The organism is Geoalkalibacter sp. (assembly GCF_030604225.1).
In the GTDB taxonomy this organism is placed as follows: domain Bacteria; phylum Desulfobacterota; class Desulfuromonadia; order Desulfuromonadales; family Geoalkalibacteraceae; genus Geoalkalibacter.
Window position 1 is genome coordinate 1 of record NZ_JAUVWH010000113.1, and the last position, 10,730, is coordinate 10,730.

General features: G+C 65.1%; 11 protein-coding genes. 4 read left to right on the top strand and 7 right to left on the bottom strand.

Going from position 1 to position 10,730, the window contains the following annotated elements:
* Positions 1 to 315: Hsp20/alpha crystallin family protein (locus tag QAT43_RS11795; protein ID WP_305043278.1), on the bottom strand; the 315-nt coding region annotated here is incomplete at its 3' end.
* A 37-nt stretch (positions 316 to 352) separates the two neighbouring features.
* A complete protein-coding gene (locus QAT43_RS11800) occupies positions 353 to 799 on the bottom strand; it encodes an Hsp20/alpha crystallin family protein (protein ID WP_305043279.1) in 447 nt (148 codons plus the stop codon).
* Positions 800 to 1,209: 410 nt separating this feature from the next.
* Here QAT43_RS11800 and ycaC point away from each other — a divergent pair, with 410 nt between their 5' ends.
* Positions 1,210 to 1,842, top strand: coding sequence for an isochorismate family cysteine hydrolase YcaC (gene ycaC / locus QAT43_RS11805; protein ID WP_305043280.1), 633 nt, complete (start codon positions 1,210 to 1,212; stop codon positions 1,840 to 1,842).
* Positions 1,843 to 1,844: 2 nt separating this feature from the next.
* Here the strand turns inward: ycaC and QAT43_RS11810 are convergent, their stop codons facing one another.
* The 3 genes from QAT43_RS11810 to QAT43_RS11820 are packed head-to-tail and all read right to left on the bottom strand — an operon-like array spanning position 1,845 to position 3,811.
* A complete protein-coding gene (locus tag QAT43_RS11810) occupies positions 1,845 to 2,480 on the bottom strand; it encodes a TPM domain-containing protein (RefSeq protein WP_305043281.1) in 636 nt (211 codons plus the stop codon).
* Between the two features lie 5 nt (positions 2,481 to 2,485).
* On the bottom strand, positions 2,486 to 3,229 hold the full coding sequence (locus QAT43_RS11815) for a TPM domain-containing protein (protein WP_305043282.1): 744 nt from the start codon (positions 3,227 to 3,229) through the stop codon (positions 2,486 to 2,488).
* Positions 3,230 to 3,811: a LemA family protein gene (locus QAT43_RS11820; RefSeq protein ID WP_305043283.1), complete on the bottom strand. Its 582-nt coding sequence runs from the start codon at positions 3,809 to 3,811 to the stop codon at positions 3,230 to 3,232.
* A 209-nt stretch (positions 3,812 to 4,020) separates the two neighbouring features.
* Here QAT43_RS11820 and QAT43_RS11825 point away from each other — a divergent pair, with 209 nt between their 5' ends.
* On the top strand, positions 4,021 to 4,800 hold the full coding sequence (locus QAT43_RS11825) for an EcsC family protein (RefSeq protein ID WP_305043284.1): 780 nt from the start codon (positions 4,021 to 4,023) through the stop codon (positions 4,798 to 4,800).
* A gap of 91 nt (positions 4,801 to 4,891) precedes the next feature.
* On the opposite strand, the gene QAT43_RS11830 is transcribed toward QAT43_RS11825, so the two are convergent.
* Together QAT43_RS11830 and QAT43_RS11835 are read right to left on the bottom strand one after the other, a co-directional pair.
* Positions 4,892 to 5,803 carry a response regulator gene (locus QAT43_RS11830; protein WP_305043285.1) on the bottom strand — a complete coding sequence of 304 codons (912 nt, stop codon included), beginning with the start codon at positions 5,801 to 5,803 and terminating at the stop codon, positions 4,892 to 4,894.
* Positions 5,804 to 5,953: 150 nt separating this feature from the next.
* Positions 5,954 to 8,656 carry a hybrid sensor histidine kinase/response regulator gene (locus tag QAT43_RS11835; RefSeq protein ID WP_305043286.1) on the bottom strand — a complete coding sequence of 901 codons (2,703 nt, stop codon included), beginning with the start codon at positions 8,654 to 8,656 and terminating at the stop codon, positions 5,954 to 5,956.
* Between the two features lie 165 nt (positions 8,657 to 8,821).
* On the opposite strand from QAT43_RS11835, the gene QAT43_RS11840 reads away from it, so the two are divergent.
* Positions 8,822 to 9,256: a copper resistance protein NlpE gene (locus tag QAT43_RS11840; RefSeq protein WP_305043287.1), complete on the top strand. Its 435-nt coding sequence runs from the start codon at positions 8,822 to 8,824 to the stop codon at positions 9,254 to 9,256.
* Positions 9,257 to 9,441: 185 nt separating this feature from the next.
* Positions 9,442 to 10,593: a hydrogenase small subunit gene (locus QAT43_RS11845; protein ID WP_305043288.1), complete on the top strand. Its 1,152-nt coding sequence runs from the start codon at positions 9,442 to 9,444 to the stop codon at positions 10,591 to 10,593.
* The last annotated feature ends 137 nt before the right edge of the window (positions 10,594 to 10,730 follow it).

Below are 10,730 nucleotides of genomic sequence, written 5' to 3' on the forward strand. Positions count from 1 at the left end.
GAGTTCGGCCGAAGTTTTCTCCGGGTCGATTTCGTCGGGCAGCTGAAACTGCCGGAAATACTCGCCCAGGCAAAACTCGCGAAACAACGCCTTGCCCGGCGCGCCGCCCTTGACGCTGCCGCGGATGGTCAGAATGCCGCGTTCCAGGTTGATGTCCAAATCCTCCTTGGCCACCCCCGGCAGGTCGGCGACCAGGGTCAGGTTTTCCTCGGTTTCATAAATGTCCACCGCCGGCCGCGCATAGGTGTCCGGAGCGCGCACGCCCTCGCGGGAGAGGGATGTATCCTGACGGGTGACCATTCCTTTGTCTGCCATGATGCTTGCCTCCTTTCTCGATTCGCTGGCGCGAGCCTTAGTTGGCGCGCACGGAAATTTTCTTGGGTTTCACCGCTTCGGCCTTGGGCAGGGTGATGGCCAGCACGCCGTGGCGATACTCGGCGCTCACCTTGTCGCTGTCCACCGTCGCCGGCAGCTCGATGGTGCGCAGGAACTTGCCCATGCCCCGTTCGCGGCGGTGCCAGGTGCGCTGGTTGGTGGCGGGCTCCTTGCGCTCGCCGGACAGGGTGAGGGTGCCTTGCATCACGCTCAGTTCGATGTCCTGGGGCACCAGACCAGGCACCAGGGCCTCGACGTAGAAGCCATGGTCGTCCTCGCTGAGGTTGATGCGCGGATAGTCGCCGGTGCCGATGCCGGGGATGAAGGCCGGGTCGAGAAGCTGCCCCATGCCGAAACTGCGAAACGCCTCATCCACCTCCCGCCGCAGCAGGTCCATTTCCTTGAAGAGATCCCATCTTGCCATGATCCGTCCTCCTTTCTCGGGTCAGAGTTCAACCAGCCTTGTTTGGGCCGTGCACCTCTTTTTAATAACAAAGGATATGCCAAGTGCATGAGGACGTGATTGTGGAAAAAACATTTGAAAAAATAAGTATTTGAGAGGCTTTGGGAAGGGCGCGGCAAAGAGGTGGTCAAGGCGCGACGTCGTTGCGACGTCGCAAGCTGTGGTGAAAGGAGACGGGTGCGACAGGGGGGGGCTCGGCACCCAGGATGGCACCGGCGGCCAGGCTTGCTAAACTGTACTCAGAACCTTTTCCCTCATCGGAGAAGGCGGGTGCGAAAACGTCCTCTCCGGCTCCGGCGGCGTGCTGTTGTCCGCCGTTGAGCGGGGCGGGAGGGCGGGGCACCTGGATTCATCCAGCGAAGGAGAATCCCATGAGTACGCCCTTCACGTACAACCGGCTGTCCAAGGATGATGCCGTGCTCGCCCTGGTGGATCATCAGGCGGGCCTTATTTCCCTGGTGCAGGATTTTTCGCCCAGCGAGTTCAAGAACAACGTGCTGGCGCTCGCCGCCTGCGGCAAGTATTTCCAGCTGCCGACGATCCTCACCACCAGTTTCGAGAACGGTCCGAACGGGCCTCTGGTGCCGGAGCTCAAGGAGCTGTTTCCGGATGCGCCCTACATCGCGCGCCCCGGCAACATCAACGCCTGGGACAACGAGGAGTTCGTCGCCGCCGTGAAGCGCACCGGCCGCCGGCAACTGATCCTCGCCGGGGTGGTGACGGAGGTGTGCGTCGCCTTTCCGGCGCTCTCCGCCAGGGAGCAGGGGTACGAGGTGTTCGTCATCACCGACGCCTCGGGAACCTTCAACGAGGTCAGCCGCCACAGCGCCTGGTTGCGCATGCAGGCCGCCGGGGTGCAGTTGCTCAACTGGTTCGGTCTGGCCTGCGAGCTGCACCGCGACTGGCGCAACGACATCGAGGGGCTGGGGACGCTCTTCTCCAACCACATCCCCAACTACCGCAATCTCATGACCAGCTACTTCACCCTGGCGGGCAAGACGTAACTTCAGGAGAGAATCAAATCGGGCAGTTCGTTGCTGTCGTCGGCCTTGCGCGGGAATTTTTCTTCCAGAAGATCGCCGCAGCGCTTGATGGCGGCGCACAGGGCCTCGCAGGCTTGGCCGGAGCGAATCCCGGCGGTTACCAGCTGCACGATCTCGTCCCAGGTTTCCTTGGGCACGGCGTGGTTGATGCCGCGATCGGCCAGGACATGGACGCGGCGCTCGAAGAGCGAGATGAGAATCAGAATGCCGGTGGCGTCGCGGGTGTGGTGCACGCCCTGCTCGACAAAGGCGAGCAGGGCGCGTTCTTCTACTTCGGCGGCTAGTTCGGCGGCCGGGATCAGCCGCCGCTTGAGGTCGGGCAGGTTGCGGATCAGCCGCGTGCAAGGCCAGTAGCCGAGCAGGTAAAGGGGTAGGAACACCCAGAGCGAGGCCTGCCCGAAGATCCAGCTCAGGGTGGCCGCCAGGGCTAGGGCGAGCAGGCCGCCGGCGAGAATTTCGGTGCGTGGATATTCATAGGACGCATCGACCACCATGGGCAGGATCTCGCCGCTGGTGCGCGCTTCGGCGGCGCGCACCGCCGCCTCGATGCGGGCCTGTTCCTCCGGGGTGAAAAAGCTCTGGGCTGTCTGCCTGGGCATGCTGGTCACCATCCTCCCGACGCGCCGCCGCCGCCGAAGCCGCCACCGCCGCCGCCGAACCCACCACCTCCGCCAAAACCACCCCCGCCGAAGCCACCGCCCCGGCCGCCGCCGAAAGGCCCGCCGATGTAATAGCCGCCGCGCCGATGGCTGCCGCGCATCGCCTGGCTGCCGCCGAGCAGCAGCAGGCCGGGGCCGAGGAACAGCAGCAACAACAGTAGCCCCCAGGGATTGGGTCGTTGCTTGCCGCCGGTGCGTCCCGTGCCCTGGTATTCGCCGCGCACCGCTTCGGCCATGGCCACCACCCCCGCCACCACGCCGCCGTCGAAATCCCCGGCGCGAAAACGCGGGCTGATTTCCAGGTCGATGATGCGCCCGGCGAGCAGGTCCGTGAGGCGACCCTCCAGGCCGTAGCCGACCTCGATGCGGATCTTGCGTTCGTCGCGGGCAATGAGCAGCAGCGCGCCGTTGTCCTTGCCCTTTTGCCCGATGCCCCAGCGTTCCGCGACCTTAAGGGCGTAGGCCTCAAGCACTTCGCCTTGGAGGCTGGGGATGATCAGCACCACCAGCTGGGTCGAGTCGCTGCGCTCGAATTCGGCGAGAAACCGTTCGAGCTTCACCACCGTGTCCGGGCGCAACAGCCCCGCGCGGTCATTGACGTAGCCCCCGGCGCTGGGGATGTCGAGGGCTGCCGCCGTCTGGACCAGGCCCAGCAGCAGGCCGAGCAGGAGCAGGGCAAGGCGCGGCATCTAGTTGAATTGCACCCAGGGCGCGGCGCTGGCGCCGGGGTCGGCCTTGAAGGGCTCCTTGCGCTCCAGCTTGAGCAGGAAGTTGTTGGTCAGGTTGTTGGGAAAGGTACGAATCGAGGTGTTGAACACCTGCACCGCCTCGTTGTAGCGCTGCCGGGCGACGTTGATGCGGTTTTCCGTGCCCTCGAGCTGATGCTGGAGATCGGTGAAGTTCTGGTTCGCCTTGAGTTCGGGGTAGCGCTCGACCACCACCATGAGGCGCGACAGGGCACTGGAGAGCTGACCCTGGGCGGCCTGGAAGCGCTCGAAGGTCGCCGGATCGGAAAGATCCGCGGTGCTGAGGTTCATCTGTCCGACCTGAGCGCGGGCCTGGGTCACCGCCTCAAGGGTTTCGCGCTCGTGGGCGGCGTAGGCCTTGACCGTTTCCACCAGGTTGGGAATGAGGTCGGCGCGGCGCTGGTAGGTCGCCTCCACATCGCCCCAGGCGGCGAACACCGCTTCCTCGTTTCTCTGGATTTCATTGTAGCCGCAGGCGCTGAGGGCGGGCAGGATCAACAGGACGAGCAGCAGGCGCTTGAGCATGGCGAGGCTCCTTGGGCAGGGACGACAGGGGTGGGCGAGGGCGATCTTCATGAAATATAGGAGCTGATCCGAGGCTTGTAAAGCACGCCGGCCCAAGAATTTTTTCCGGCCCGAGGCGGACCGGAAAAAGCGGTTTTTCCTGCCAGATACCGGGCGGGGCGCTACAATGTTAATTCTGAGGCTGTAAATTAATTCTTCCGGAGCCTGCCATGTCCCTCTCCCCCGCGGAACTTGAAGAGCTTCGACTCGCCAAACGCCTTCTCGAACATCCCGGCCTGGCCGTAAGAATCGGCGCCCTGGTGGGTTTTCCCATTGAAAGGGGTTTCGACATGCTTCCCGGTAAGTTGGGACGCCTGGTGAATGAGGCATCGCGCAAAGCCATTGAGGCGGCCCTCGATGTCGCCCTGCGTACTCTGGATCAGCGCAAGCCAGTGGCGCCCGCGAACTTGTGGCACAAGGTGGCGGCGGGAGCGTCCGGTGCGCTGGGCGGGGCCTTCGGCTTGCCCGCCCTGGTGGTGGAGCTGCCGGTGTCGACGACGATCATGATGCGCTCCATCGCTGATATCGCCCGTAGCGAGGGGGAGGATCTGGCGACTCCCGAGGCGCGGCTGCAATGTGTCCAGGTCCTGGCCCTGGGCGGTCCGACCAAGGGCGATGACGCGGCGGAGACGGGCTATTTCGCCACGCGCGCCGCCATGGCGAAAGCCGTATCGGATGCCGTGGCGCATCTGGCGAAAAAAGGCCTCACCGACAAGGGGGCGCCGGCCCTGCTGCGGCTGTTAGCCCAGATTGCCGCGCGTTTTTCCCTCGTCGTGTCGGAAAAGGCGGCGGCCCAGAGCCTTCCCCTGGTCGGCGCCTGCGGCGGAGCGCTCATCAACGCCTTGTTTATCGACCACTTTCAGGACATGGGCCGGGGACATTTTCTGGTGCGCAGGCTGGAGCGCCTGTATGGCCCGGCCGAAGTCAGGCGCGCCTATGAACGCCTCTGAGTTGGCGCGGCTGACTTCGTCAGGGGGTGGACGGGATGGTTCGGCTAGGGCAGGGAGCGTTAAATCCGGCTTCTGTGCGGAGGGCCGCCCTTCAGTGCGGCAGGGGCGACCGCGCCCCTGCCGCGACCTGGTTGATGACCTGGCGCAGGCGGCTCAGGGAGGAGGGCTTGGGCAGCATGAGGACCTGTTCCTTTTGGAAAAAACGCTGATGTTGCGGCTTGCGGCTCGCGGTGAAAAAGACGAAGTGGTTTTTCAGTCCGGCATCGAGCCGCAAGGCCTGCCGGTACATGTCGATGCCGTTGAGATGGGGCATTTCCACATCCGACACGATCACATCGAAATAGCCTTCGCGCAGCCGTTGCAGGCCCTCGGCGCCGTCGGCGGCCAGTATGACCTCGGCTTCGGCGCGTAGCAGCGCCTGGATGAGCCGGGCGACCGCCGGTTCATCCTCCACGATCAGGATGCGGCGTTTCCAGACCGGGGGCATGCGCCCCGCCCGCGCCAGGAGCTCCTCGCCCCGGGGAAAGGACAGCAGGAGTTTCTCCACGTCGCGGCGGTGCTGGTCCATCTCCGCAAGGGCTTCCTCGAATTCGCGCCCGCACCTGCGCAAACTACCCATCAGATAGAGAAAGAGATCGTTCCACTCGGAGAATTCGGCCTCGGCGATGAGTGCCAGCAGGTCCTCCTTGGTCAGGCGCTGGTCCGCGAGCAGCCGACGGGCGCGCACGAAGGGCGCCTCCAGGTTCTGCCGCAGGGCGGCGTCGAGGAAGAAACTGGCATCCGGCAGGGCTTCGCGCACCTGGCAGTTGGCCGCTTTGTCGAGCAATTTGCCGTGGTCACCTTCCTCCCGGGACAGGGCGGATAAAAAGGCGCTCAATTCCCGGTCCTCGCCAAAAACGGCCGCGGCCTCGGCATAGAAAAGCGAAGCCCGCTCCTCCATGTCCTTGAGCCAGTGGACGAGGTCCGCCATCAAGGAATGCTTGCTTTGTTCGCCCATGGACATGCCCCCTCCCTCTCGGGCGCTTGAACCTGTCAACCGGTCGCGAAAATTACCCAGAAAGGGCGTGGAAAGATTGTCGATTTAAAATGAGACTACATTATACAAGAAATTTCGCGATCTGCGACCAGACTGAACAAAACCGTTCCCGCCGGCTCAGGAGCGGTTCTCCTCGGCCAGAAACTCCTGTATGGCCTGGCGCAGCGCATCCGCCGCGTCCTCGATGCGCGGCAGCAGGCGCCGTGCCGTGTCCAGATCGCCGCCGCCGGCCGCCTCCTCGGCGTGCAGGGCCAGCTCCGTCAGGGCCAGGCCGCTCAGGTTGGCGGCCATGCCGCGCAGGGCATGGGCCTGGTGTTCGATGGCCCGCGGATTATTTTCGGCCAGGGCCTGACGGAAGGCGGCGAAGGTCTTGGGGCTGTCGTTGAGATACCAGCGGAGGATGGCCTCGACCAGCTTGCGGTCCTGGCACATGCGCTCCAGTAGATCGGCGGCATCGAAGACCGGCGGCGCGGCGGCGTCGGTTCTCGGTTGGTCCGCCGGTGCGACAAGCGAGGGAGCGCCCCGGCCGTCGTCGGGCACCAGCCAGCGCTGCAGAACCTCGGCCAGTTTCTGGGTCGAGAGCGGTTTGGTAAGATAGTCGCTCATGCCGGCGGCGAGAAATCTTTCCCGATCGCCCTGCATGGCATAGGCGGTCATGGCGATGATGGGAATGGCGGGATTGCGCACCGCCGCGCCTTGTTCGCGGATCATCCGGGTTGCTTCGAGGCCGTCCAGGCGCGGCATCTGCACATCCATGAGCACCAGGTCGTAATCGTCCCGGGCCAGGGCGGCCAGGGCCTGGGCGCCGTCGGCGGCGAGGTCGGCCTGGAGGCCGAGCTTGCGCAGCAGCCCCAAGGCCACCTGCTGATTGGTGGGATTGTCCTCAGCGAGCAGGAGCCGTGCCTGGGTTCGGCAGGCGGGCAGGGTGACCGCCGGCTCCGGCGCGGCAAGCTCGAGCAGGGGCGCGGCGGCGCGGCCGAAGCGGGCGGTGAACCAGAATTCCGAACCCTGGCCCACCTGGCTGTCACAGCCGATTTCGCCGCCCATCAGGGTCACCAGCTCCCGGCAGATGGCCAGCCCCAGGCCGCTGCCCGAATGTTGGTGATTGCCGGCGTCGAGCTGGGTGAACTTGGTGAACAGCAGCGGAATCTGTTCCGCCGCGATGCCCTCGCCGGTGTCGCGCACCGCGAAGCGCATCTCGGTGTAGTCGTCGTCACCGGCCTGGACCGAAATCGCCAGGGAGACCTGCCCCTGGGCGGTAAATTTGATGGCGTTGTCGAGCAGGTTGCTCAGCACCTGGCGCAGTCGCCCGCGGTCGCCGCGCAGGCGCGCGGGCAGCGCCGGATCGGCCTGGCAGCTTAGCCGCAGGCCCTTTTTCCGCGCCCGGAGCTCCAGGGTCGATATGAGTTCGGCCGCCAGGGGCAGAACCTCGAAATCTTCCGTTTCCAGACGAAACTTGCCGGCCTCGATGCGGCTGAGATCGAGAATGTCGTTGAGCAGGACCAGCAATTCGCTGCCGCTGGCGCGGATGGCCTTGGCGAATTGGCGCTGCTGGGGTGAGAGAGCGGTGTCCAGCAGCAGTTCGGTCATGCCGATCACGCCGTTCATGGGCGTGCGGATTTCATGGCTCATGCTGGCGAGAAACTGGCTCTTGGCGGCGCTGGCGCTCTCGGCGCGCCGGGTTTGCTGGGCCAGTTGCCGGTTGAGGTTGAGCAGGGACTCCTCGGCGCGCTTGCGGTCGCTGATGTCGATGGCGGTGGCGAGGATGCGCTCCTTGTCGCCGATGCGGATGGGGCTCAGCTGCACCAACTCCCAGAACAGCTCGCCGTCGGCGCGCCGGTTGAGCCACTCGAAGGATTGCTGGCCCATCTCCCGCGCCTGGCGCAGCCACTCCCAGGCGTCCTGCATGGAATAGGGCGGCTCCAGGCTGAAGGCCAGGCCCTTGAGTTCTTCCAGGCTGTCGAGTCCGTAAGCGGCGATGGCCGCGGGATTGGCGTCGAGGATCTCGCCCGTCGCAGCATCGTGGAGAACCAGCGACGCCCGGGTTTCGCGGAACAGGTTTCTGAACTGCGCCTCGCTGGCGCGCAGGGCCTCCTCCATGGCCTTGCGCGCGGTGATGTCGGTGATGAAGCCGTGCCAGAGAATGCTGCCGTCGGCCAGTCGCTCCGGAGTGGCCATGCCTTCGAGCCAGGCGATGCGGCCGTCGGCCCGCCGCGTCCGGTGCTCGTTGTGCCAAGTTTCCAGGGCGGCCGCGGAGCGCTCGATGCTCAGGCGCAGTTCGGGCAGGTCCTCGGGATGGATGAGGGAGAAAATCGGCGTGGCGTCCTCCCGCACTTGCTCCGGGCTGAACCCGAAAAGCTCGCGCAGGCCCTCGCTGGCGTAAGGAAGAAAGCTGCTGCCGTCGGGCCGCAGTTGGTACTGGTAGATCATGCCCGGCACCTGTTCCGAGAGCTTGCGCAGCAAGGTGGCGCCGGCCTGGGCGCGTGCCTGCTCGGCGCGCAGGCGGCGGTTGTTCCTGAGCAGCAGCAGGCTCTGGAGCAGGATGGCCGCGCCCATGAGCAGGGCCGCCACCACCTGATAATGGTATTTGTGCCAGACATCAAAGGCGCTGAACTGGGGTGCGATGTCGTAGGGCTGCGGGCGCATGCCCGGCAGGGATTGGTTGAGGTCGCCGGCGAGATCCTTATCCTGGTAGGCGAGGACCGCCAGGGTGTAGGTGGGGATGGGCCCCTCTTGGCTTGCGACCGGCACGGGCGAGGCTATAGTAAAAGCCAGCGCCAACACCGGGACGAGCCATTGAAAAAGCGAATAACAACGCATGGCAGGCTCTTTGCGGGCAGGTGAGCGGGGGCGGCGAAGCGCCGATCGCCCGGGGTTCGTCCATTAGGCTTTTGCTGCAAAACTATAACATGCCCCGGCGCGAATAAAACGGGATTTGCCGTTTTGCCTGGGGTCGGTGTCCCTCGGCAAGGAGCAGACCTGCCCATGAAAAACCTCAGGAGCCCCCTCATCCTGCTGATTCTCGCCTGGTTCGGCGCGGGCTGCGCGCCCCAGGTCAGCGCGCCCTTGCCCCCGGTTGTCGACGGGCACACGAGCCGCATCGCCCTGGACTGGCCGGGTGTCTACGCCGGGGTCTTGCCCTGCGCCGATTGCGCGGGAATCGACACCCGCTTGCGCCTCAACGCCGATCTGACCTATGTGCTTGAGACCCGCTACCTGGGCAAGGACGAGCGGGTTTTTGCCCGCCGGGGTTTCTTCGTCTGGGCCGAGGACGGCAACATCATCCATCTGCGCGGGCTGGAGGATGGCCCCGTCAGTTATCGGGTGGGCGAGAATCGCCTGTTTCAGCTCGACCGGCAAGGCCGCGGAATCGAGGGCCCCTTGGCCGAGACTTACGTCCTGAACCGGGCGGAGGACTGATTCTGGGTCGGGTCCGGAGACAAGTTGGAGTTTTGGCCCTTGACAGGGCCTCCCTCAACTTCTATAACGACGTTATGTCACTTTTCTGATCACTCCCGCCCGACCGAAGATTTTCCCTCACTCTACTGATAAATGCCGTTTGTTTCCCCATTTTCTTTGTGCCCTTTGGAAAGGAGGCCGAGTCGATGAAGGAACCGGAAAGCGCCCCCCCCGAGATCCACCTGCCGGAGGAGATCCTTGAGCGTTGGGAAGGTCGCGGCGTCGATCGTCGCGATTTTCTCAAATTCTGCACCGGCATGGCGGCCACCCTGGCCCTGCCGCTGACCTTCGTGCCGAAAATCGCCGCGGCCCTCGACGCGGACAACCGGCCAGCGGTGATCTGGCTGGAATTCCAGAGTTGCAGCGGCGATTCGGAGGCCTTTCTGCGGGCGCGCGCGCCGAGCGCCGCCGACCTCATCCTCGATCACATCTCCCTGGAATATTCCGAGGTGGTGATGGCCGCCGCCGGGCACCAGGCGGAAGAAGCCAAGCATCAGGCCATGGAGAAATACAAGGGCAAGTACATCGCCGTGGTGGAGGGCTCCATCGCCGCCGGCGACGGCGGGGTGTACTGCACGGTGGCCGGCGAGAGTTCCCTCGCCATCGCGCGCAAGGTGTGCGGCAACGCCATGGCGACCATCGCCGTGGGCACCTGCGCCACCTACGGCGGCATTCCGGCGGCGGCGCCCAATCCCACCGGGGCGATTTCGGTGAAGGAGGCGGTGCCTGGAGCAACCGTCATCAACCTGCCGGGCTGTCCCCTCAACGCGGAAAACCTCACCGCCACCATCGTCCATGTGCTGACCTTCGGCCGCCTGCCGGCGACGGACAGCTTCGGCCGGCCGCGCTTTGCCTACGGCAAGCGCATCCACGACAATTGCGAGCGGCGCGGCCACTTCGACGCCGGGCAGTACGCCGAGGCCTTCGGCGATCCCGGCCATCGCCAGGGCTGGTGCCTATACAAGCTGGGCTGCAAGGGGCCGCAGACCTTCCACAACTGCCCCACGGTGCGCTACAACGAGACCAGCTGGCCGGTGATGGCGGGGCATGGCTGCATCGGCTGCTCGGAGCCGCAGTTCTGGGATACCATGAGCCCCTTCTACCGCCGCCTGCCGCGGGTGGCCGGGTTCGGCATCGAGGCGACCGCCGACAAAATCGGCCTGGGGCTGGCGGCGGCCACCGCCCTGGCGTTTGGCGCCCATGGCGTGGTCAGTGCCTTTCGCAAGACGGACAAGCACGAGCCCGCCCACGTGGTGAAGGATGAGGAGTGCATTTCGGTGGTGAAGGAGGACAAGTAACATGGCGCAGAAGATCGTCGTTGATCCCATTACCCGCATCGAGGGCCATCTGCGCATCGAGGCGCAGATCGAGAACGGCCGCATCGTCAATGCCTGGAGCTCCTCCACCGCCTTTCGCGGCATCGAGACCATCCTCA